The 22,228-nt window shown below is 63.0% G+C and carries 18 protein-coding genes and 1 riboswitch; of the genes, 8 read left to right on the top strand and 10 right to left on the bottom strand.

Annotated elements, in window-relative coordinates; translation table 11 throughout:
* Positions 1-142: 142 nt before the first annotated feature.
* Positions 143-868: an OmpW/AlkL family protein gene (locus BM438_RS32580; protein ID WP_093643401.1), complete on the bottom strand. Its 726-nt coding sequence runs from the start codon at positions 866-868 to the stop codon at positions 143-145.
* A gap of 187 nt (positions 869-1,055) precedes the next feature.
* Here BM438_RS32580 and BM438_RS32585 point away from each other — a divergent pair, with 187 nt between their 5' ends.
* From BM438_RS32585 to BM438_RS32595, 3 genes are all read left to right on the top strand, one after another.
* Positions 1,056-1,763, top strand: a complete 708-nt coding sequence (locus BM438_RS32585; RefSeq protein WP_054036587.1) for a transposase — start codon at positions 1,056-1,058, stop codon at positions 1,761-1,763.
* A gap of 298 nt (positions 1,764-2,061) precedes the next feature.
* Entirely contained in the window at positions 2,062-6,765 is a 4,704-nt protein-coding gene (locus BM438_RS32590; RefSeq protein WP_093643402.1) for a glutamate synthase-related protein, read from the top strand.
* Between the two features lie 125 nt (positions 6,766-6,890).
* Positions 6,891-8,360, top strand: a complete 1,470-nt coding sequence (locus BM438_RS32595; RefSeq protein ID WP_093643403.1) for a glutamate synthase subunit beta — start codon at positions 6,891-6,893, stop codon at positions 8,358-8,360.
* 127 nt (positions 8,361-8,487) lie between these two features.
* Here the strand turns inward: BM438_RS32595 and BM438_RS32600 are convergent, their stop codons facing one another.
* Both BM438_RS32600 and BM438_RS32605 read right to left on the bottom strand, forming a co-directional pair.
* Positions 8,488-9,753 (bottom strand): D-amino acid dehydrogenase, encoded by a 1,266-nt coding sequence (locus tag BM438_RS32600; RefSeq protein ID WP_093643404.1) that lies wholly within the window; start codon positions 9,751-9,753, stop codon positions 8,488-8,490.
* Positions 9,754-9,770: 17 nt separating this feature from the next.
* On the bottom strand, positions 9,771-11,030 hold the full coding sequence (locus tag BM438_RS32605; protein ID WP_093643406.1) for an MFS transporter: 1,260 nt from the start codon (positions 11,028-11,030) through the stop codon (positions 9,771-9,773).
* Positions 11,031-11,273: 243 nt separating this feature from the next.
* Here BM438_RS32605 and BM438_RS32610 point away from each other — a divergent pair, with 243 nt between their 5' ends.
* Positions 11,274-12,200, top strand: a complete 927-nt coding sequence (locus tag BM438_RS32610) for a tyrosine-protein phosphatase (protein WP_093643408.1) — start codon at positions 11,274-11,276, stop codon at positions 12,198-12,200.
* A 223-nt stretch (positions 12,201-12,423) separates the two neighbouring features.
* Here the strand turns inward: BM438_RS32610 and BM438_RS32615 are convergent, their stop codons facing one another.
* On the bottom strand, positions 12,424-13,695 hold the full coding sequence (locus tag BM438_RS32615; RefSeq protein WP_093643410.1) for an ATP-binding protein: 1,272 nt from the start codon (positions 13,693-13,695) through the stop codon (positions 12,424-12,426).
* Positions 13,692-14,432: a response regulator gene (locus BM438_RS32620; protein ID WP_093643412.1), complete on the bottom strand. Its 741-nt coding sequence runs from the start codon at positions 14,430-14,432 to the stop codon at positions 13,692-13,694. The genes BM438_RS32615 and BM438_RS32620 overlap by 4 nt, the downstream gene beginning before the upstream one ends.
* A gap of 451 nt (positions 14,433-14,883) precedes the next feature.
* On the opposite strand from BM438_RS32620, the gene BM438_RS32625 reads away from it, so the two are divergent.
* The 4 genes from BM438_RS32625 to BM438_RS32640 all read left to right on the top strand — a co-directional run bounded on the left by BM438_RS32625 (position 14,884) and on the right by BM438_RS32640 (position 16,795).
* Positions 14,884-15,066, top strand: coding sequence for a hypothetical protein (locus BM438_RS32625; RefSeq protein ID WP_093643414.1), 183 nt, complete (start codon positions 14,884-14,886; stop codon positions 15,064-15,066).
* A 45-nt stretch (positions 15,067-15,111) separates the two neighbouring features.
* Entirely contained in the window at positions 15,112-15,279 is a 168-nt protein-coding gene (locus BM438_RS32630; protein WP_323137087.1) for a DUF6726 family protein, read from the top strand.
* A gap of 3 nt (positions 15,280-15,282) precedes the next feature.
* Complete coding sequence (locus tag BM438_RS32635; RefSeq protein ID WP_093643418.1) at positions 15,283-15,996, top strand: hypothetical protein; 714 nt, start codon at positions 15,283-15,285, stop codon at positions 15,994-15,996.
* Positions 15,997-16,123: 127 nt separating this feature from the next.
* On the top strand, positions 16,124-16,795 hold the full coding sequence (locus BM438_RS32640) for a flagellar basal body L-ring protein FlgH (protein WP_093643420.1): 672 nt from the start codon (positions 16,124-16,126) through the stop codon (positions 16,793-16,795).
* Between the two features lie 90 nt (positions 16,796-16,885).
* On the opposite strand, the gene BM438_RS32645 is transcribed toward BM438_RS32640, so the two are convergent.
* The 5 genes from BM438_RS32645 to BM438_RS32665 all read right to left on the bottom strand — a co-directional run bounded on the left by BM438_RS32645 (position 16,886) and on the right by BM438_RS32665 (position 21,666).
* On the bottom strand, positions 16,886-17,629 hold the full coding sequence (locus BM438_RS32645; protein ID WP_093643571.1) for a response regulator: 744 nt from the start codon (positions 17,627-17,629) through the stop codon (positions 16,886-16,888).
* Between the two features lie 92 nt (positions 17,630-17,721).
* On the bottom strand, positions 17,722-18,363 hold the full coding sequence (locus tag BM438_RS32650; protein WP_093643423.1) for a hypothetical protein: 642 nt from the start codon (positions 18,361-18,363) through the stop codon (positions 17,722-17,724).
* A gap of 90 nt (positions 18,364-18,453) precedes the next feature.
* Complete coding sequence (locus BM438_RS32655) at positions 18,454-18,915, bottom strand: hypothetical protein (RefSeq protein ID WP_093643425.1); 462 nt, start codon at positions 18,913-18,915, stop codon at positions 18,454-18,456.
* A gap of 166 nt (positions 18,916-19,081) precedes the next feature.
* Complete coding sequence (locus BM438_RS32660; RefSeq protein ID WP_093643573.1) at positions 19,082-19,855, bottom strand: SDR family NAD(P)-dependent oxidoreductase; 774 nt, start codon at positions 19,853-19,855, stop codon at positions 19,082-19,084.
* 59 nt (positions 19,856-19,914) lie between these two features.
* Positions 19,915-21,666, bottom strand: a complete 1,752-nt coding sequence (locus tag BM438_RS32665) for an ABC transporter ATP-binding protein/permease (RefSeq protein ID WP_093643427.1) — start codon at positions 21,664-21,666, stop codon at positions 19,915-19,917.
* 362 nt (positions 21,667-22,028) lie between these two features.
* Positions 22,029-22,152, top strand: a riboswitch (TPP riboswitch).
* Positions 22,153-22,228 lie beyond the last annotated feature (76 nt).

A 22,228-nucleotide genomic window follows, 5' to 3' on the forward strand; every position in this document is an offset into this window, starting at 1 on the left:
CCCGCTGGATGATCGCCACACACACCGCGAACAGCCCTTCCACGCGCACCAAATGAAAAACGCCGTCATTGGATGATGACAGCGTTGTCCAAGCCGCGAAAATTCGACTACCCTAACTAAACGGCCCCAATTTCGTGACGCGTTAGAAACGGTAACCGATGTTGACGTAGGTAACGATCGGGTTCAGCTTGATCTTGGTTTGCGATTGCACATTCAGCGTGCCGACCGGCGTGTTTGCGGCGGTGCTGAGCTTGGCGGTCGTGCTGAGCGGCAGGTACGAGACCGAGACGCCCGCGAACCAGTGCTGGTTGAACGCATAGGTGAAACCCGCATTAAACACCGGCTCCCACGAACTATCCGTAGAGACGCTGGTCGGACCATGCAGAACGTTTGCCTCGAATGCGCCGTTGGTGATCTTTTCGTCGGTGAACCAGATGCGGCTTACACCGATGCCGAGATACGGGCGGAAGGTGGCGGTCGGGGCGTTGAAGTAGTACTTGAACAGCAGAGTCGGGCTCCACTGTTTCGCCTGACCCAGCTTGCCGAATTGGGCGAGGCTGCCCGAGCCTTCAAGGTCGAACGAAGGTGGGACGCCGATCACGAACTCGGTCGCGATGTGATCTGTGATGAAGTAGCCGGCGGCGAAGCCAAGAGTGTCGGCTGAACTGAGTGATGCGCCGGTGTTGGCTTCGGTGATGTTGGTCGGGCTGCCGCCAATGCTTGTCACTTTCAACGGGTCGCTGCTCGATTGAGGCGCAAGATGGAACCAGCCTGATGTGACGTAAAAGCTTCCGGCCGATTGCGCGTGCGCTGCCGTTGTCATGCAGGCTAGCGCCGCGATCCCCGTTACGGCCTGTTTTAATTTCATATGTGCTCCTCCAAAAAAGGCCCGCTCATTATGACTACAACGTTTGAAACAAACCATACGCGGCGGTTAGAGCTTTCTCCCTAGGCTCCGCGTGGTTTCTGGCTTAGCCGTGCTGCGCCGAACCCCGGGCGCGCGCGGTTCTTCGGACCTTCGGGTATGTACCAACGCGACTATTGGATACTCCAGCATGGCACGGCTTGCACGTCTCTATGTCCCTGACCAGCCGCAGCACGTCATCCTCCGTGGACTCGATCAGCAGCCCGCATTCGTCGACGACCAGGACTACGAGCTTTTCATCGACTGTTTAAAAGCGGCTTCACGCGACCATCACTTGTCCATCCACGCGTATGCGTTGATGCCTGGCTCTGTCCAACTGCTCGTCACGCCCACTGAGGAGTCGAGCCTGCCGAAGGCGATGCAGGCGGTGGGGCGCCGCTACGTTGCGCACTTCAACCGGCGTTACGCGCGCCGCGGCACCCTGTGGGAGGGCCGCTACCGTGCCACGGTCATTGAAGGTGAGCGGTATTTCCTGCTGGCGAGCCGCGTGGTCGAGATGTCGCCGGTGCGAGCCGGGCTGGTGAGCGCGCCCGAGGACTACCGCTGGTCGAGCTACCGGCATCACATCGGCCTCACGCTCGACAGCCTGATTACCGACCACCCGTTGTACTGGTCGCTCGGCAACACGCCTTTCGAACGACAGCGCGCTTACCGCGAGTTGTGCGAGCAGCCGCTCGACGAACGCGAAGCCAGTCAGCTTCAGCAGGCCACCCTGAAAGGTTGGGTTCTGGGCAGCGACACCTATCGCGAATGGGCGGCGCGGGCCGCCAACCGGCGTGTTTCGCCGCTGCCGCGCGGCCGGCCGCGCAAGGTCCGCGAGACACCACAGACGCAATAAAACGTTCCATATCAAAGGGCTGCACCCGAAACGGCATCTTCGCATGCCGTTTTCTTTTGCACCTTTTTGATGTGGCACCAATAAAAAATAGCCGCAATGCACCAACTTGATAATTGGGGTTCAAACATCACGTTTTATTTGCTATTCCGTTGATTCGTCGCGTATATTCCGAATTCCGGCACTTTTTGGCACGCGTAGCATTCAAGCGTACTGAGTCGCCGACGTGGTTGCGCTACGCACTGCGGCAATAGAAAAACGGTTTTAACGGCCTGTCCGGCCCCTCACAGACGGTGTCCCCATGAACGACCACCAGCAACCGACTCACCCGGTTCCCGCCGCGCAAGGTCTGTACGACCCGCAAAACGAACATGACGCCTGCGGCGTCGGCTTCGTCGCTCACATTAAGGGCAAGAAAAGCCACGAGATCATCGAGCAAGGCCTGAAGATTCTCGAGAACCTCGACCACCGGGGCGCCGTCGGCGCCGATCCGCTGATGGGCGACGGCGCGGGCATCCTGATCCAGATTCCGGACGGTTTCTACCGTGAGGAAATGGCCAAGCAGGGCGTCGTGCTCCCGCCGAACGGCGAGTACGGCGTGGGCATGGTGTTCCTGCCGAAGGAACATGCATCGCGTCTCGCCTGCGAACAGGAGCTGGAACGCACGGTGAAGGCTGAAGGCCAGGTCGTGCTGGGCTGGCGCGACGTGCCGGTCGACCACACCATGCCGATTTCGCCCACCGTCAAGGCGAGCGAGCCGCTGATCCGCCAGATCTTCATCGGCCGCGGCAAGGACATCATGGTGACCGACGCGCTCGAGCGGAAGCTGTACGTGATCCGCAAGACAGCGAGCCACCGCATCCAGGCGCTCAAGCTCAAGCACGGCAAGGAATACTTCGTGCCGTCGTGCTCGGCGCGCACGGTCGTCTATAAGGGGCTGCTGCTGGCCGGCCAGGTCGGCGTGTATTACCGCGACCTGCAGGACGAGCGCACGGTGTCGGCGCTGGCGCTGGTGCACCAACGCTTCTCGACCAACACGTTCCCGGCGTGGGAACTGGCTCACCCGTACCGCATGATCGCCCACAACGGCGAAATCAACACGGTGAAGGGCAACGTCAACTGGCTGAACGCCCGTACCGGCGCGATCGCGTCGCACGTGCTCGGCGACGATCTGCCCAAGCTGTGGCCGCTGATCTACCCGGGCCAATCGGATACCGCCTCGTTCGACAACTGTCTCGAACTGCTGGTCATGGCCGGCTACCCGCTCGTCCACGCGGTCATGATGATGATCCCGGAAGCGTGGGAACAGCACACGCTGATGGACGACAACCGCCGTGCGTTCTACGAATACCACGCCGCGATGATGGAGCCGTGGGACGGCCCCGCCGCGATCGCCTTCACCGACGGCCGTCAGATCGGCGCCACGCTTGACCGTAACGGTCTGCGTCCGGCGCGCTACATCGTTACTGACGACGACCTGGTCATCATGGCGTCGGAAGCGGGCACGTTGCCTATCCCCGAGTCGAAGATCGTCAAGAAGTGGCGTCTGCAGCCTGGCAAGATGTTCCTGATCGACATGGAACACGGCCGCATCATCGACGACAAGGAATTGAAGGACAACCTCGCGAACGCCAAGCCGTACAAGAGCTGGATCGACGCCGTGCGCATCAAGCTCGACGAAATCGAGGCGAAGGCCGAAGACGTCGCGACGGAACGCCGCGAAGCCGCTGCTTTGCTGGATCGCCAGCAGGCGTTCGGCTACACGCAGGAAGACCTCAAGTTCCTGATGGCGCCGATGGCGCAAGCCGGCGAAGAAGCTGTCGGTTCGATGGGCAACGACTCGCCGCTGGCCGTCATGTCCAACAAGAACAAGACGCTCTATCACTACTTCAAGCAGTTGTTCGCGCAAGTCACGAACCCGCCGATCGACCCGATCCGTGAAAACATGGTGATGTCGCTGGTGTCGTTCGTCGGTCCGAAGCCGAACCTGCTGGACACCAACAACATCAACCCGCCGATGCGTCTCGAAGTGTCGCAGCCGGTGCTCGACTTCAAGGACATCGCCAAGATCCGCGCGATCGATCAGTACACGGGCGGCAAGTTCAGCTCCTACGAACTGAACATCTGCTATCCGGTGGCCTGGGGCAAGGAAGGTATCGAAGCGCGTTTGGCATCGCTGTGCGCGGAAGCCGTGGACGCGGTCAAGTCCGGCTACAACATGCTGATCGTGTCGGACCGCAAGACCGACCGCGACAACGTCGCGATCCCGGCATTGCTGGCCACCGCCGCGATCCATACGCACCTCGTCCAGCACGGTCTGCGCACGAGCGCGGGCCTCGTCGTTGAAACCGGCTCGGCGCGTGAAACGCACCACTTCGCGCTGCTTGCGGGCTACGGCGCGGAAGCCGTGCACCCGTACCTCGCGATGGAAACGCTCAGCCAGATGGCTGTGGGCCTGAAGGGCGACCTGTCGGCGGAGAAGGCGGTCTATAACTTCACCAAGGCAGTCGGCAAGGGTCTGATGAAGGTCATGTCCAAGATGGGCATTTCGACCTACATGTCCTACACCGGCGCGCAGATTTTCGAAGCGGTCGGTCTGTCTGAAGGCCTGGTGTCGAAGTATTTCAACGGCACCTCGTCGAAGGTCGGCGGCATCGGCCTGTTCGACGTCGCGGAAGAAGCGATCCGTCTGCATCGCGATGCGTTCGGCGACAACCCGGTGCTCGCGAACATGCTCGACGCGGGTGGCGAGTACGCCTATCGCGTGCGCGGCGAAGAACACATGTGGACGCCGGATGCGATCGCCAAGCTGCAACACTCGGCGCGCAGCAACTCGTACCAGACGTACAAGGAATACGCGCATCTGATCAACGATCAGACCAAGCGCCACATGACGTTCCGCGGCCTGTTCGAATTCAAGTTCGATCCGACCAAGGCGATCCCGCTCGACGAAGTGGAATCGGCGAAGGACATCGTCAAGCGTTTCGCCACCGGCGCCATGTCGCTGGGCTCGATCAGCACGGAAGCCCACGCCACGCTGGCCGTCGCGATGAACCGCATCGGCGGCAAGTCGAACACCGGCGAAGGCGGCGAGGACGTGAACCGTTATCGCAACGAACTGCGCGGCATTCCGATCAAGAACGGCGACACCATGAAGTCGGTGATCGGCGACGAAGTGATCGTCGACATTCCGCTGAAGGACGGCGATTCGCTGCGCTCGAAGATCAAGCAGGTGGCGTCGGGCCGTTTCGGCGTGACGGCGGAATACCTCGCGTCGGCCGATCAGATCCAGATCAAGATGGCGCAAGGCGCAAAGCCTGGCGAAGGCGGTCAGCTGCCGGGTCACAAGGTGTCGGAATACATCGGCAAGCTGCGTTATTCGGTGCCGGGCGTTGGCCTGATTTCGCCGCCGCCGCACCACGACATTTACTCGATCGAAGATCTGGCGCAGCTGATTCACGACCTGAAGAACGCCAACTCGGCGGCCAGCGTGTCGGTGAAGCTGGTGTCGGAGTCGGGCGTCGGTACGGTTGCTGCCGGTGTCGCCAAGGCGAAGGCCGATCACGTCGTGATCGCCGGCCACGATGGCGGTACGGGCGCGTCGCCGCTGTCGTCGGTGAAGCATGCCGGTACGCCGTGGGAACTGGGTTTGGCCGAAACGCAGCAAACGCTGGTGCTGAACCAGCTGCGCGGCCGTATCCGCGTGCAGGCCGACGGTCAGATGAAGACCGGCCGCGACGTCGTGATCGGCGCGCTGCTCGGCGCGGACGAATTCGGCTTCGCGACGGCGCCGCTCGTCGTCGAAGGCTGCATCATGATGCGCAAGTGCCACCTGAACACCTGCCCGGTCGGCGTCGCGACGCAAGATCCAGTGCTGCGTGCGAAGTTCCAGGGCCAGCCGGAACACGTCGTCAACTTCTTCTTCTTCGTTGCGGAAGAAGCGCGCGAAATCATGGCGCAACTGGGCATCCGCAAGTTCGAGGACCTGATCGGTCACGCCGAGCTGCTCGATATGAAGAAGGGCGTCGAACACTGGAAGGCGAAGGGTCTCGACTTCTCGCGCGTGTTCTATCAGCCGCAGGTTTCGGCTGATGTCGCACGCAAGCACGTCGACGTGCAGGACCACGGTCTCGACCGCGCACTGGATCACGTGCTGATCGAGAAGGCGAAGGCCGCGATAGAGAAGGGCGAGCACGTCTCGTTCATCCAGCCGGTGCGCAACGTGAACCGTACGGTCGGCGCGATGTTGTCCGGCACGATCGCGAAGAAGTACGGCCACGACGGCCTGCCTGACGACACGATTCACATCCAGTTGAAGGGCACCGCAGGCCAGAGTTTCGGCGCGTTCCTCGCGAGAGGCGTGACGCTGGATCTGGTCGGCGACGGCAACGACTACGTCGGCAAGGGCCTCTCGGGCGGCCGCATCATCATCCGCCCGACCAACGATTTCCGCGGCAAGTCCGAAGAAAACATCATCTGCGGCAACACGGTGATGTACGGCGCGATCGAAGGCGAATCGTTCTTCCGCGGCGTCGCGGGCGAGCGTTTCTGCGTGCGTAACTCGGGCGCAACGGCGGTTGTCGAAGGCACGGGCGACCATGGTTGCGAATATATGACGGGCGGCACGGTGATCGTGCTCGGCGAAACAGGCCGTAACTTCGCGGCCGGTATGTCGGGTGGCATCGCTTACGTGTACGACCCGGACAACACGTTCGCGGGCAAGTGCAACAAGTCGATGGTCGCGCTCGATCCGGTTCTGCAACAGGCGGAACAGGAACGCACGGTCGACAAGGGCTTGTGGCACAGCGGCGCAACCGACGAAGCCCTGCTCAAGGGTCTCATCGAACGTCACTTCCAGTTCACGGGTTCGCCGCGTGCGAAAGCGTTGCTGGAAAACTGGGATGCGTCGCGCCGTCAGTTCGTGAAGGTGTTCCCGACCGAATACAAGCGCGCACTGGGCGAAATGGCAGCGAAGAAGGCGAACAAGGAAGTCCTCGCTGCTTAACTGACCCGCCCGCGGCTCGACCCGCAGACGTCAAACTTAGCCGTACCCGCCGCTCGACGATTCGATTGTTCGACGCGCGGCGGGTGTAGATCACCTCACCTGATACAGATAGAGAAGAGAACCACATGGGCAAGGCAACCGGTTTTCTCGAGTTCGAGCGCCGCCACGAGGCGTACGAAGCTCCGCTCACGCGTGTGAAGCACTACAAGGAATTCGTCGCGGCACTGACTGACGACGAAGCCAAGATTCAAGGCGCACGTTGCATGGACTGCGGCATTCCGTTCTGCAACAACGGCTGCCCGGTGAACAACATCATCCCGGACTTCAACGACCTGGTGTTCCATCAGGACTGGAAGACCGCGATCGAAGTGCTGCACTCCACGAACAACTTCCCCGAGTTCACGGGCCGAATCTGCCCGGCGCCGTGCGAAGCGGCGTGCACGCTCGGCATCAACGACGACGCGGTCGGCATCAAGTCGATCGAACACGCGATCATCGACAAAGCGTGGGCCGAAGGTTGGGTCGCACCGCTGCCGCCGAAGCACAAGACGGGCAAGAAGGTCGCTGTGGTCGGATCAGGCCCCGCCGGTTTGGCCGTCGCGCAACAACTCGCGCGCGCGGGGCACGATGTCACCGTGTTCGAAAAGAACGACCGCATCGGTGGCTTGCTGCGTTACGGCATTCCTGACTTCAAGCTGGAGAAGTGGCTGATCGACCGCCGCATGCGCCAGATGGAAGCCGAAGGCGTGACGTTCCGCGCTAACGTATTCGTCGGCAAGGCGGATTCGCTGCCGACGCATATCGGTAACACCGCGAAGGAAACCATCACGCCGGCCGAACTGAAAGAACAGTTCGACGCGGTCGTGATCGCCGGCGGTTCGGAAACGCCGCGGGATCTGCCGGTGCCGGGCCGCGAGCTGGAAGGCATCCATTACGCGATGGAATTCCTGCCGCAGCAGAACAAGGTCAACGCCGGCGACAAGGTCGCGAACCAGTTGCTCGCCAAGGGCAAGCATGTGGTCGTGATCGGTGGCGGCGATACGGGTTCGGACTGCGTCGGTACGTCGAACCGTCATGGCGCGAAGAGCGTCACGCAATTCGAACTGCTGCCGCAACCGCCGGAAGAAGAGAACAAGCCGCTCGTGTGGCCGTACTGGCCGATCAAGCTGCGCACGTCGTCGTCGCATGACGAAGGTTGCTCGCGCGATTGGGCGGTGGCTACCAAGCGCCTCGAAGGCAAGAACGGCAAGGTCGAGAAGCTGATCGCGGCGCGCGTCGAATGGAAGGACGGCAAGATGCAGGAAGTGCCGAACTCGGAATTCGAAATGAAGGCCGACCTGGTGCTGCTGGCCATGGGCTTCACGCAACCGGTGTCGCCGGTGCTCGAAGCGTTCGGCGTCGACAAGGACAACCGTGGCAACGTGCGCGCTTCGACTGAGGGCGACAAGGCGTATTACACGTCGGTGGACAAGGTCTTCACCGCGGGCGATATGCGTCGTGGCCAGTCGCTGGTGGTGTGGGCGATCCGCGAAGGCCGTCAGTGCGCACGTTCGGTCGATGCGTTCCTGATGGGTCATTCGGAACTGCCGCGCTAACGTAACGTCTCCGGCCGGTTTTCGCTCTTCAACGCGGAAACCAGCCACTACTTGCAGGATGTGGTGGAGACGATAAAGCGGTAAAAACAAAGCCGGGCACCTGAGAGGGTGACCCGGCTTTTTATTGCTACTTCCGATAGCGCGCCAACGTCAGCCCGTCCAGATCGATTTCCGGCGTGCGCTGCGTAATCAGATCCGCGACCACCCGGCCCGAGCCCATCGACATCGCCCAGCCCGTTGAGCCGTGCCCGAGATTCAGCCACAGATTGTCTACGCCGGACGGGCCGAGCAGCGGCGCGCCATCGGGCGTCATCGGCCGGCGGCCCACCCAGAAGTGTGCAGAGGTCGGGTTAGCCGCGTGCGGAAACCAGTCCTTGAGCACTTTCATCAGCGTCTGCAAGGCCTGCTCGCGCAGAGTCGTCTGGCGATTGCCGAGCTCCGCGGTGCCGGCCACGCGCAGGTTGTTGCCGAAGCGCGTGATCGCCGTCTTCAGCGACTCGTCCATCAGCGCCGCATGCGGGGCCTTTTCATCGTCGGTGACCGGCAGCGTCGCCGAGTAGCCTTTGACCGGGTAGAGCGGCACCTTCACACCGAGCGGCGCGAGCAGCGCCGCACTGTCGACGCCCAGCGCCACCACGACCGCATCCGCCTGCAATGTCTCGCTGCCGCGTTCGCTCTCGAGATGCACCGCGCGCACCGTACCGCCTCGCACGTCGAGCGAACTTACCCGTGTGTCGAAGCGAAACTGCACGCCGTTGCGCTCGCAGATCGCCCGCAATTCGCGGGTGAAGCGGGCGCAATCACCGGCTTCGTCGTCGGGGAGATAGAGGCCTGAGAGCGGAGTCTGACGCGCCCAGCGCAAGCCCGGTTCGATCTCGACGCACTGCGCTGCACTGACTTCACGATGCGCGATGCCCGCGTCGCGCAGGACCGCCAACGCCGGTTGCGCGAGTTCGACGTCGTATTCGCTGCGGAACAATTGCAGATAGCCCTGGCTGCGGCCATAGTCGAACGGATGACGGCCACGGAATTCGTGCAGGCACTCGCGGCTGTAATAAGCGATGCGCTGCATGCGCTGCTTGTTGACGCGAAACCGTTCGAGGTCGCATTCACGCAGCCAGCGCGCGATCCAACGCCATTGAGCCGGATCCACGGTAGGGCGGAAAATCAGCGGTGAGGCCGGCTCGAACAGATACTTGAGAATCTTCGTCGGCATGCCGGGCGCAGCCCACGGCGTGACATAGCCCGGCGCGATCACGCCGGCGTTGCCGAAGCTGGTGGAGAGCGCGACGTCCGGCTCGCGCTCGATCACGGTGACGTCGCAGCCTTGCTGGCGCAGATAAAACGCGGTGGCGACGCCAATGACGCCGCCGCCCAGAACAATCGTTTTCATGGTTGTGTACAGCGATTTCAGGCGGTAGGGTTGGTCGCGCCGAGCACCTTGCCCTTGGTTTCCGGCAGACACACGGCGGCGACGATCACCAGCAGATAGCCCGAACCGGCGACGATTCCCATCGCCTTAACAAGCGTCATGGTTTGCGACAGTGTACCCACCAGGATCGGAAAGAACGAGCCGAGACCGCGGCCCAGGTTGTAGCAGAAGCCTTGTCCCGAGCCGCGGATCGCATTCGGATAGAGTTCCGACAAATATGCGCCGACGCCCGCGAAAATCCCCTGCACGACGATGCCGAGCGGGAAGCCCAACGCAAGCATCATGCCGTCGGTGATCGGCAGCATCGTGTAGACCATGCCGAGCACGAACGAGCCGATTGCGAACAGCACGAACGACGCGCGCCGGCCGATCTTGTCGCACAGAATCGCACCGACGATATAGCCGGTGAACGAGCCGACGATCAGCACGATCAGATAGCCGCTGGTGTTGAAGACCGACAGATGGCGCACGGTCTTCAGATAGGTCGGCAGCCAGGTGGTGATCGCGTAGTAGCCGCCGAGCATGCCGGTGCACAGCGCGCTGCCCAGCAGGGTGGTTTTGAGGTGAGGGAAGGAGAAGATCTGCAGGAAGTGCGAGGTATCGAAACCGCTGTCGCGCGCGCGGCGTGTTTCGAGAAAGATGTCAGGATCGCTGACATTGCGGCGAATGTAGAAGATCCACAGCGCGGGCAGCAGGCCGATCCAGAAGCAGGCGCGCCATGCGACCTGTTCCGGCAGCAGCGCGAAGAACGCCCAATAGATGATGGCCGCCGCGGCCCAGCCGACGGACCAGCTGCTCTGCACGGTGCCGACGGCTTTCGCGCGATGTTGAGGTGAACGGATGGTTTCAGCCATCATGATCGTCACGACCGACCATTCGCCGCCGAAGCCGATGCCTTGCAGCGTGCGGGTGGTGAGCAGTTGCCAGAACGAGTGGGTGAAGCCTGACAGGCAGGTGAAGATCGCGAAGGTGGCGATGGTCCACTGGAGCACACGGACGCGTCCGTAGCGGTCAGCCAGAATGCCGGCGAGCCAGCCGCCGATCGCCGACGAAATCAGCGAACTGGTCGCGATCATGCCGGCTTCGCTTTTGGTCATGCCCCACGTTGCGATCAGCGTCGGGATAAGGAATGAGTAGATCATGAAGTCGAACGCGTCGACCGCGTAGCCGCCGAAGCCAGCGTAGAGGGTGCGGCGTTCGCGCTGGGTCAGTTCGGTGAACCATTGGAGAGAGGGCATGTTTTTTTGTGGTCTCCAGGCAGTTTTTGCCTTCCGGCGGCTTGATCGGGGGTTTTTTGTATTCTAAGGGGACGAGGTGTTGTGCGGCCAGTTGTGGTCAAAAATGGCGATGGAGTAAGAAATTTCATTGCTGTTCATTACCAACTACTACGAAGTAACCCGAAAAAAATTATTCGCCGTTAAACTGCGCCGGCAGCACTCAAGCTGGGAAAGTCCTATTCACGTCCGCACCCGTCACCCTTAATGCACGCAACCGCAAAAACCTGCTCGCCATCCCGTCGCTCCGCGAGTACGCCTTTGCGGGCTTATCAATCGCGCCGCGCATTCCTGAAATCCTCGGCAAGCGTGTTGCTGCTCTCCGGCATGGGCAGCTCGCTGCTGTCGGCTTGCGGGGGCGGAAATCTGGACGCCGATCAGCCGGAAACGCCACGCCTCGCCTCGGTAAGTAACTTCCGCGATGTGGCGGGCGCGGCTGCCGGCTATCCCACAGTTGACGGCAAACAGATGCGCCGCGGGGCCTTTTATCGCGCGAACGCGCTGACCTTGAGCGCCGCCGACACGATCACGCTCAACAAACTCGGCATCGCCTCGGTCTACGATCTGCGCACGCCCGGTGAAATCGCGCGTACCGCGGATATCCTGCCGGCCGGCGCGACCTCGCAAGCGCTCGACGTGCTCGGTGTCAGCGACTTCGTCGCGCCAACCTTCGATACGGCAGCTGCAGCCGTCGCGTTCATGGAGGCTCAGGCGCGCGCCTATGTCACCGGCGCCGCCCAGCGCGTCGGCTACGGCGAGCTTCTCACGCGACTCGCCAATGGCGCCGGCGCGCAACTGTTTCATTCCAATGCGGGTAAGGATCGCGCCGGTTGGGTCTCGGCTCTCCTGCTCAGCATTGCCAACGTGCCACTCGACGTCATCATGCAGGACTATCTGCTGAGCAACGTCTATCTGGCTCAGTCGATCGCGGCGCAGACCGAGGTGATACGCGCGCAAAGCGGCGACGTGGTCGCCGCGAGCGAGTCGCCCCTGTTCACCGTCCAGGACAATTATCTGCAGGCGGGGTTCGATCAGGTGCAGGCGAGCTACGGCACGATGGCGAGCTATCTGACACAAGGCCTGGGTCTGTCTCAAGCCACCATCGACGCGTTGCACGACCGCCTCGTCGTCTGACCCGCGCTCGCCCCGCCTGGCGCGCCCGATGCGCCTGGTATTGCGTGGACCACACCGGCAGGTACAAACGAAAAAAAGTCCGCCCCAAATAAGCGGGCGGACAGAGAAGGGCGGCATCGAGGTTGCCGGGGGCGACTATAAGGCCGCAACCATCACAAAAGGCCATCTGGTAAGGGCGCGTAAGTGCCCATGCTCAATGGCGCTTCACCCTTCTCGATCATTCTTACGCGTGTGCCGGCTCAACCGGCAATTCGATCCGCACTTCCAGCCCGCCTTGCACGTGATTGCGCACATGGCAGCGTCCGCCGCGATCGTGCGCGAGGCGCGCGACAATCGCGAGACCCAGGCCGCAATGACCTTCGCCTCCGCGGGCGGCGTCGAGCCGCACGAACGGTTTCATCGCCGCCGCGATACGGTCGTCGGGAATGCCTGGGCCGTGGTCGCGCACGCTGATGACCCAACGGCTGTCATCGCGCGCCGTGGCGATATCCACCGGCGGTGAGCCGTGTTCGAGCGCGTTGTCGACCAGGTTCGTGACCAGCCGGTCGAGCAAGGTGCGCGGCAGCGTGAACGACGAACCGGCGCGTAGATCGAGCGTGAAGAGCGGCGTCTCGGCGCTGTCGCCGGCGGAAAACTGTTCCTGCAGGAATTCGTCGACCTCGACCGGCGGTCCGGTGTCGGCGGACTGACCCGCAAACTCCAGAAACTGCTGGACGATGTTGGTCAGCGAGTCGACGTCGCGTATCAGGCCGGCCCGCTCGCTTTCCGCAACCAGTACGCTCGCACGCAATTTGAGCCGCGTGAGCGGCGCTTTCAGGTCATGCGCTACGCCGGCCAGCATCACTGCCTGGTCGTCGCCGGCTTCATTCAGGCGCCGCATCATGTCGTTGAAGGAGCCGATCAGATCGCGCAGTTCGCGCGGACCTTGCACGGTCACGGGTTCCGGCCGGCCGCCCGAGCCGAACGCGCGGGCGGCATCGGCCACGCGCGACAGCGGCCGCTGCATCTGCCAGACCGCGAACAGCGACAGAATCAGCGCCGCCGCCAGCATCGAGACGGATTCGATCACGAAGCGCGGGCGCGGCGGCACGTCCACCGGCACGACAACCCAGTTCGATTTGCCGGGGAACAGCACCCATAGCTGCGGCGGGCGCAGGTCGTCGACGGCGATCTGCGTGCCGGGCGGCAGGTTCTCGCGCAAGTGCCGGCTCAATTCGACCAGCGGACGCTGATCCGGCGTGCGCAGATGGACGCTCGACGGCATGTTCCACGTAGGCACGAGGTGCACCCGCATGGCGGGCGCGAGCGCGGCGCCCTTCATCGGCTCACCGTTGATGGCCTGCAGCACGAGCAGAATGCCGCGTGCGAAACCGTCGATTTCGTGGCGCGGCGGCTGCATCACCACCAGTACGAACCACCCGGCCTGAATTGCGAACAACACCGCTGCCGACAATAACGCCATTCTGCCGAACAGCGTGTTCAGCGGGTTTCTCATGCGCTTGAGGCAGCCTCGTCGGCGAACGGTGTGCCGTCGGCGTCCGGCACGAATACATAGCCTTTGCCGCGCACTGTCTGCACGTAGCAGGGATTGGACGGGTCGTCTTCGATCACGCGGCGCAGGCGCCAGATCGGCACGTCGAGGCTGCGATCGCGGAAGGCGAGGTTGTCACGATGTACGAGATCGTGGATCAGCACGCGCGACAGCACTTTGTACGGATTGTTGACGAAAATCTTTAGCAGGGCGAACTCGCTGTCGCGCAGCGGCAGCTTCGAGTCGTCGCGCGACAGCGCGCGCGTGGCGAAGTCGAGTTCGAATGGCCCAAAGCGATACGGCTTGCGGGCTTCCGGCGCGCTCGTGGTGGACGGCCCACGCCGGCGCAACACCGTATGGATGCGCGCGAGCAGCTCGCGTGGGTCGAACGGCTTGGTCAGGTAGTCGTCCGCGCCGAGCGAAAGCCCGACGATGCGGTCGGCTACCGTACCGCGCGCCGTTACGAAAATCACCGGAATGTCGTCGCCGGCGGCACGCAGCGCGGTGAGCGCGCGTAAGCCGTCGGTGTTCGGCATCATGATGTCGAGCACGACGACCGACGGTCGTTCACGTTCGAGCCGGCGTTGCAAATGGGTGCCGTCGTGCAGCACTGACGCGTCGAACCCGTTCGTCTGCAGAAACTTGCAGAGCAGATCGCGCACTACCGGGTCGTCGTCGACGATAAGGACCTGTGGATTCATAACGAAATTTTAGACTGGCACGCGCGGCGCGCGATCGACTGTTTTCTTACCAATGCTTACCCCGGCTCGCGCCGTGCCCTCCGGCGCGGGCGTAAGGCCCGCCACCAAAGGCTCACGGCACATTTCACGGCCGCCATATCCGGCAACGCGCCGGCAACGCACCGGTAAGGCGTTGGCCCATTTGCCCATGCATAGCGCGGCGTGGAAGCCATTTTGCACCGCTTGAATTTCTTCCGGGAAAGAATCTGTGCGCAATTGCTACTGACGGCAAGGGGTCGCAACGGGTCGTAAGAACCGTGGAAAAGCGCGCGTTCCTTCGCGCATCGCCACTACGTGCGCAGCGAGATGATTCGTCATGCAGTACGTTGCGCCGCATGCCGAAAACAGCCTAACGCCTTGGGCCCACGGCAGGCGGCGTGAAATCGAAACCTAGCGCCACGCGAGGCTCATCATGACCGTTCATAGCAATCTCAGCTCAACCCGCTTTTCTTCGCTCGCGCCCACGCCGCCAGCGGAAAAACCTGCAGCCCCAACCAACTCGCTGGCCACGCCGCAGACCAGGGAGCCCGCTGGCGAGGCTCCCCCGTCGCTGCCGACGGGGCTGGTCGGGCATCACGTCAACACGACTGCCTGACGCACCGAGGCCCGTGTGTCGACCCCGAGCATTCCTGAACGTTTCATCCGTGTCGCTGCGTGGTTGACGCTCGGCTCGGCGCTGCTGCCACTCGGCGGCTGCGCCGTCGCCGCGCTGCCGTGTCGGCTGACTGCGGCTACGCTGAAAATCGTCCCGGTCGTCGGCCATGCCGCGGCCACCCCGTTCGACATGTGTTCATCCGCGATCGACTGAATCATGACACTCAAACGGTTTGCCTGCGTGCTGGCGCTGCTGGGCGGCGCGTTCTCGATGTTCGCTGCGGCGCAGCCCGTCGTGCGCGAAGCGAACGCGGCCAGCGCTGCGTCGAAGGCGGGTTCCGCTGACGCACGGCGGCGCTCGCAGGACATGCCGTTTGCATTTCGCGGCATTGCGCTCGGCATCACGCTCGACGAGTTCCGCGCAGGTTCGACCGTGCGCGCTACGCCGATTGGCAGCGTGCCCGTCTGCGAGACGGATGTGCAGGCAGGCGCACTCGGCATGCGGCTGAAATCGCGCGAGAGTCTGACGGTGGCCTGTCGCTGGGCGCATCGTGCGGACGATGGTTGGGCGGTGTCGCAAGCCGTCGTCGACGGCGCGCCGGCGCTGGAGCATGTGCTGCGCTTTGCGCGTGTCGACGGCCAGAGCGCGCTGCGTCTGTACGAGATTTCCTTCGTGATCGACGAGATCACCGCCGAAGACCTGCGCGAGGCGCTCGCGGACCGTTATGGCACGCCGCATCTGGTGACGCAAAGCGTGTCGTCATCGGGCGCGCTGCCGGTCTACGTGTGGGAAAACGCGGTGAGTTCGATCACGTTGTGCTTTTTGCCGGGCACCCGCAACGGCACGCTCACCTATTTGCTGAAAGGCTCGGACGCATGGGTGAAATCGGTCGTACGGCAATGGCAGGCGAGCGGTGCCGAGGCGGGATGATGTGACGCCTCATCTGTCACGCTGGTTGCGGGCGCATGCGTGGTTCAGATTGCATCGTTGAACAAAGCATCGGCACCACGACTGCAAAGTCCGTTTTTTACCCGGCCGATCCGGCCAAGGAGCATGTATGACTGCGCTACGTCTCACTGTCGCGCTAGGCGCGGCGGCCTGCCTCACGGCTTGCGGGAGCGGCCAACAGCCGTCAATCGTCGAAACGCCGATGTCGCCGCCGCTCGCGTCGGCGCCGCTGAACGTCAACACGCAGGGCGCGATCTATCAGGCTGGCGCGCCCTTGCTGCTCTACGAAACGCCGCGTGCGCAGCATATTGGCGACGTGCTGACGATCCGTCTGTCGGAGTCATACAGCGGCAACAATAGCGCGACCGCCGCCGCGAGCCGTTCGAGCAGCATCACCGCGACCGCCGCCGATCAGTCGACCAACGCCGCCGCGCGGCTAGCGAGGCTGTTCAACATCGGCTCGGCCAGTACGGAATACAAGGGACAGGGCAGTCTCACCGACGTCAGCGGCATGACCGGCACATTGGCCGTGACCGTGATCGGGACGATGTCAACCGGCAATCTGGTGGTGTCTGGCGAGAAGGTGATCTCGATGAGCGGCAACCGCGACCGTCTGCGCTTGTCGGGCATCGTCAATCCGAAGGATATCGAATCAGGCAATTATGTCGCGTCGAGCAAGGTCGCGAATGCGCGCATCGAGCAGGCCGGCGCGGGGATGGTGTCCGACTCCACCACGATGGGCTGGCTGCAGAGAATGTTTCTGAGTGTGCTGACGTTCTAGCGTCGATGCGGCGTGTGCGCGAGATGCGCGACACGCCGCATTCATTCTCTTAAGTCCGAGGCCTGGCGCCGGGCGCCCGCCGGGCAAGCATCACGCAAGCGGCGCCGGCGCGTCGCGTTCCGCAGCGCCGATTTCACCGTCCGGTACGAACACGTAGCCACGTCCCCAGACGGTCTGCACATAGCGGGGCTCGGACGGATCCACTTCGATCAGCCGCCGCAAACGCCAGATCGAGACGTCAAGACTTCGATTGCGATGCACCTCGCTATTGCCGTGCAGTTTCTCCAGCAACTGCGCGCGCGTGAGTACGGTCATTGAGTGCGTGACGAACACCTTGAGCATGGCGAATTCGCTCGAACGTAGCGGAATCCGCTCACCGTCGCGGCGCAATTCGCGCGCCGGAAAGTTCACCTCGAAACGACCGAAACGATAGGGCGCGCGTTGCTCCGGCGCGCTCGGCGCAATCGTGCCGCGGCGGCGCAGGACCGTGCGAATCCGCGCGACCAGCTCGCTTGGTTCGAATGGCTTGCCGAGATAGTCGTCGGCGCCGAGTTCGAGGCCGATCACGCGGTCGATCGGATCGGCACGCGCGGTCAGCAGGATCACGGGAATATCGTCGCCGGCGACGCGTAATGCGCGCAGCGCGCTAATGCCGTCGAGCTCCGGCATCATGATGTCGAGCACGACCAGCGCGGGACGTTCGTCCTGCAAGCTACGCTGCAGCGCCATGCCGTGTTCGAGCGTGGACACCTTGAAGCCACGCCCCACCAGATATTCGCTGACGAGCTCACGTACGACGGGGTCGTCGTCGACGACCAGAATGGATTGGTTCATCCAGGTCATCTTAGTGATCCACGCGAGCGGAGCAAAGCGCGAAACGCTTTCGAATTCTTTCTCGCGTAAGAGAAAGCAAGCAGACGGTGCGGCTAGTTTGCCAGCGACGTCTGAATGGTCTGCATCGGCTGCCGGACCAGTTGGGTCTGATCGACCACCATCTTGTCGATCAGACCATTGAGTTTGGTCGAGGCGGTAGAGAAGCGGTCGGTGTTGAGGCCGCCGGTCTGGTAACGCGCGGTGACGAGAATGCGGCCATGCTGAATCAGCGTCAGATCGATGATCGACAGATACTGGATCGTTTCGTCGCTGAATGAACGGCGTCCGTAATCGACCGCGGCGTTGTAGACGAGACGCGCCTCGCATCCGGCGGGCGAGGTGCCCGGATTGTAGACGTCCGAACGAATGCCGTGCCGGTCGAGCGCAAGCTGCAGCGCCGGCACGAAATCGCCGACTGTCACAGTCTGATTCACTTCGATGCAGACGTTATGCACGTCTGCCGGCCGACCATTGACGAAGGTCGGCGATGAGTAGTTTGCCGCGATCGCGTAGCCAGCCTGAATCACGGAGCCGGTGGCGTCGGCCGCCGAGATCAGCGTCCACGCGCAGCCGTTCAGGCCGAAGGCGAGGGTGGCCGAGGCGGCGAACCACGCACACGGCCGCCGCAACATGACCCACGCGGCCATTGGAGCCCGCGTGAAAGCGTAAGCGCGCAAGCTTGGCGTAGAGGTCATGATGCGGTGCCTGGTGGCGGTGAGGAAGTACGGCAAATGACAACGGGTCCCAGCAGAAAAGCAGCGGAGCGTGGCAAAAACGGCCCACGCTCAGCGCGTGATGCGCAGGCGCAGTTCGTTTTGCCCTTGCACGCTGGCCGTCACGTTTACGCGCCGATCTTCGGTGGTCACGATGAAATGCTGACGCGTCGGCGTATTGACGTCGTGCACGACGTTCGGAAAGCAGGCGGCGATATCGGCGCCGAATTCTTCGAGGGGATCATTGACGACACCGTCGGCTTGCCAGTGCGCGCGCCAGTGGCAATCGTAGGCGTGCGTGTTGGCGCGGCAGTCGTCCACGGCCGATACGCCCGGCAGTTGCGCGGCAGGTTGCGCGTGCAGCTGCTTGAAGTCGGGTGCGTCGACGATGTGTTTGAGCGCGGGGCAAACATCCGCCGGCTCAGTGGGCTGGGTGGCTTGCGCAGCGTACGCGGCGCTCGTGAGCAGCAGGGCTGCGCCAAGCGCAAGCGCTGCGCGCTGGGTCAAAGGATAGAAGCGGCGATCGAGTGACATGTGCGGAGAGTCCAGTAGCAGTGAGGGGCGGGGCGGGCGGCGCATGGTACGGCCCGCACGACTATCGTCGCTGCTACAGGGGATTTTCAAAGCGCGGAACAACTTGCCCGCTTCGCAAATGCTTTCGAACTGTTCTCGCGTATTTCCGGATGTTGCGGCGTGCTGCCTAGCCGAGCGTGAGGCCGCCGTCGATATGAATCACCTGGCCGGTGATGTGACGCGCTTCGTCGGAGAGCAGGAAAGCGATCAGCGCGGCGATATCCGCAGGCTCGGCGACGTGACCGAGCGGCGTCGCTTCGGCGGCGCGGGTCCACACCGATGCATTATCGGCACTTGGGCCGCGATCTTTACGGGTATAGCCGGGCGCTACGCAATTGACCGTCACGCCATGCGGCGCAAGTTCGGCGGCGGCGGTTTTGGCCAGTGACTCGATCGCCGCTTTCGCCGCCGCCGTTGCGGCGAACGGCGCTTCCACGCGATAGCGATGCGCGACGAACGAACTGAGCGCGACCACGCGACCTCGCTTCGAGGTTTCCAGGGCAGGCGTCGCACGCTTGACGAGCGCGGCGAATGCGGCCGGCATGGCGGCGAAGGCGGCGCTGAACACATCCGCGTCGAGTGCGTTGAGCGTTTGCCGTTGCGCGTGGCCGGCGTTCGCTACCAACTGATCAAGCGCGCCGAAGCTCGCGAGCGTTCGATGGATCACGTGTTCCGCGGCGCCGCGCTCGGCGAGATCGCCGAACACCGTCGCGCAGCGCGCGCCGTTCGCGCTGCAATCGGCGGCGACCTGTGCAAGACGCTGGCGCGCTTCGTCGTCGGCGCCACGGGCGTGCAGCATCAACGCGGTGCGCGGCGCGGCGATGCGTCGGGCCAGTGCGGCGCCGATGCCGGAGCCCGCGCCGGTGATCAGGACGACCCGATCGAGCCCGGCGCCGCTCATGCCAGTCGTGCTGCTCGCGTCACCGGTGCTGCTCATGTCGCTCGCGTTGTTCATGCTGTTCACGCAGCAATCGGTTCGCCCGAGCGTTCGACGTCGAGCGTTTCGTCATGGAATGCCGCCAGCGATTCGCGATGCGCGACGCTGACGATTGCCGCCTGCGGCAGCCGCTCGGTGAACAGGTGATAGAGGCGTGCTTCGTTTTCCGAATCGAGCGCACTGGTTGCTTCGTCGAGGAACAGATAGTCCGGTTTGTGCAGCAGCACGCGGGCGCCGGCGAGGCGCTGTTGTTCACCCGGCGAGAGAATGCGCGTCCAGTGCCCCGATTCCTGCAGGCGGTCGGCGTACTCCGACAGGCGGCAAGTGATGAGCGCTTCGCGGCATTCGTCGTCAGTGTAGGTATCTGCAGAAGACGGATAGGTGAGCGCGGCTTTCAGCGTGCCGATCGGCATGTAGCTGACCTGCGGGATGAACATCATGCGCGCGTTGACCGGTGCGTCAATCGAGCCGTCGCCGAACGGCCACAAGCCGGCGAGCGCGCGCATCAGCGTGCTCTTGCCGGAGCCGGACGGGCCCCGCACCAGCCAGCGCGAGCCCGGCTTGATCGCGATATCGCGGATGCGTGACAACGGATTGCCGTTCGGCAACGCGAGCTGGAGACCTTCGGTGGTGAGCTTGTCTTCGTCGACGAAATGCAGATTGATGCCGCCATGCGCAGTAGCGGGCGAGACCGATTCCTTCAGACGCGGCGCATGCACGATGCGCTTGAATTCACGCAACCGGTTCACGGTAGCGCGCCATTCAACGAGGCTGCCGTAACTGTTGATGAACCACGAAAACGAATCGCTGACGGTACCGAATGCGCTCGAGATCTGCATCAGTACGCCGAACGTGAAAGCACCCGCAAAGTAGCGGGGCGCGGCGACCACCAGCGGAAAGATGATTGCAATCTGGCCGTAGAAGGCTGTCACGAAGGTGAGCCGCTTGGTGTACTTCATCACCTGCCACCAGTTGTCGCGGATGCGGCCGAACAGCGAGTGCGTGTTCTTCTTCTCGGTCTCCATGCCGTTGTAGAAGGCGATCTGCTCGGCGTTTTCACGCAGACGGATCAGGCCGAAACGGAAATCCGCCTCGACTTTCTGTGCCTGGTAGTTGATCGACACGAGCGGATGGCCGACCTTCTGGATGATCACTGAGCCGACTACCGCGTACAGCGCTGCGGCCCACACCATATAGCCCGGAATCTGCACCGGCATGCCGCCGAGCGAAACGGTCAGCGCACCGGCCAGCGACCACAGGATCGTCATGAACGAGACCAGTGTGACGATCGTGGACAGCAGGTCGAGGGTCAGCGAGAGCGTGCTGGTGGCGAGTGATTGCAGGTCGTCGCTGATCCGCTGGTCGGGGTTGTCGGCGAGCCGGTCGCGTTCGATCCGGTAGAAGGCGCTGTCGTGCAGCCATTCGTTGAGATAACGTGTGGTCAGCCACTGGCGCCAGCGGAAGCCGAGCATCTGGCGTAGATAGCGGCCGTACACGGCAAGGATGATGAAGCCGAACGCGAGCCCCGAGAACACCATCAGCAGGTGCGGGAAATCGTGCACGTTCTTCGTTTGCAGCGCGTTGTAGAAGTCGGCGCTCCAGCGGTTCAGGCGCACGTTGATCCACACGATGAGCAGATTCATCACGATGATCGCGATGAGCAGCGCCCACGCCGTTTTTCGTTCTTCGGAAACCCAGTAAGGTTTGATCAGGCTCCATGCGGAGACTTTTTCGTCCGGCGGCAGCACGGGGCTGGAAGCGGTATTCGGTGTCATGAGCATCCTGGTGAAGTGCTGGCCCGCGTCGGGCGGCCCCCAAGTCGGGCCGGCCCCACGGCGGGTTTGCGGTGCGTGCCCCGGGCGTCGTGCTCGACGAACGCACGTCCGGGTGAGCGACCGATTCTGGCGCGAAGCCCTTAAGTGAAAATTAATTTCCGCTCAGAGGTCCCGCCTCGATGCCGCTGGCGCGCGGGCGGCGAAGCATGTCGCCCGCGCGCCAGCGGCATCCGGTCCTGGCATTGTGCCAGAGCGCTGCATTCGGCCGTATTGATGAATCGAAAGATAGTGACGGATCAATGGCGTGTGACGGCAGAGGCCGTTGGTTTGCGGGCGCCGCGCCTTTTATGGTCTAATGACCTTCGACGAAACAGGGGTGCTTTGCCCACAGGCAGCGTGATTTTCACGCAGCGGCGGCGAGGCTGAGAGAGACCCTTTGCACCCGATCCGGGTAATACCGGCGCGGGAAGTTTCCGGAAGCAGCCAGTCTTCCATTCCCCGCCGGGCGGCGTCCGTCATTGGACGTGCTTATTGCCCGGCCGGCCTCACCCGCCGGTTTCGT

The organism is Paraburkholderia aspalathi (assembly GCF_900116445.1).
GTDB lineage: Bacteria > Pseudomonadota > Gammaproteobacteria > Burkholderiales > Burkholderiaceae > Paraburkholderia > Paraburkholderia aspalathi.

What these genes read in the sequence shown, in the direction of transcription:
- BM438_RS32620 (WP_093643412.1), bottom strand. Translation starts at nt 14,432, where the DNA reads ATGAATCCACAGGTCCTTATCGTCGACGACGACCCGGTAGTGCGCGAT.
- BM438_RS32610 (WP_093643408.1), top strand. Translation starts at nt 11,274, where the DNA reads ATGCACGCAACCGCAAAAACCTGCTCGCCATCCCGTCGCTCCGCGAGT.
- BM438_RS32640 (WP_093643420.1), top strand. Translation starts at nt 16,124, where the DNA reads ATGACTGCGCTACGTCTCACTGTCGCGCTAGGCGCGGCGGCCTGCCTC.
- BM438_RS32655 (WP_093643425.1), bottom strand. Translation starts at nt 18,915, where the DNA reads ATGTCACTCGATCGCCGCTTCTATCCTTTGACCCAGCGCGCAGCGCTT.
- BM438_RS32585 (WP_054036587.1), top strand. Translation starts at nt 1,056, where the DNA reads ATGGCACGGCTTGCACGTCTCTATGTCCCTGACCAGCCGCAGCACGTC.
- BM438_RS32650 (WP_093643423.1), bottom strand. Translation starts at nt 18,363, where the DNA reads ATGACCTCTACGCCAAGCTTGCGCGCTTACGCTTTCACGCGGGCTCCA.
- BM438_RS32625 (WP_093643414.1), top strand. Translation starts at nt 14,884, where the DNA reads ATGACCGTTCATAGCAATCTCAGCTCAACCCGCTTTTCTTCGCTCGCG.
- BM438_RS32600 (WP_093643404.1), bottom strand. Translation starts at nt 9,753, where the DNA reads ATGAAAACGATTGTTCTGGGCGGCGGCGTCATTGGCGTCGCCACCGCG.
- BM438_RS32605 (WP_093643406.1), bottom strand. Translation starts at nt 11,030, where the DNA reads ATGCCCTCTCTCCAATGGTTCACCGAACTGACCCAGCGCGAACGCCGC.
- BM438_RS32660 (WP_093643573.1), bottom strand. Translation starts at nt 19,855, where the DNA reads ATGAGCGGCGCCGGGCTCGATCGGGTCGTCCTGATCACCGGCGCGGGC.
- BM438_RS32590 (WP_093643402.1), top strand. Translation starts at nt 2,062, where the DNA reads ATGAACGACCACCAGCAACCGACTCACCCGGTTCCCGCCGCGCAAGGT.
- BM438_RS32595 (WP_093643403.1), top strand. Translation starts at nt 6,891, where the DNA reads ATGGGCAAGGCAACCGGTTTTCTCGAGTTCGAGCGCCGCCACGAGGCG.
- BM438_RS32645 (WP_093643571.1), bottom strand. Translation starts at nt 17,629, where the DNA reads ATGAACCAATCCATTCTGGTCGTCGACGACGACCCCGTCGTACGTGAG.
- BM438_RS32665 (WP_093643427.1), bottom strand. Translation starts at nt 21,666, where the DNA reads ATGACACCGAATACCGCTTCCAGCCCCGTGCTGCCGCCGGACGAAAAA.
- BM438_RS32635 (WP_093643418.1), top strand. Translation starts at nt 15,283, where the DNA reads ATGACACTCAAACGGTTTGCCTGCGTGCTGGCGCTGCTGGGCGGCGCG.
- BM438_RS32580 (WP_093643401.1), bottom strand. Translation starts at nt 868, where the DNA reads ATGAAATTAAAACAGGCCGTAACGGGGATCGCGGCGCTAGCCTGCATG.
- BM438_RS32615 (WP_093643410.1), bottom strand. Translation starts at nt 13,695, where the DNA reads ATGAGAAACCCGCTGAACACGCTGTTCGGCAGAATGGCGTTATTGTCG.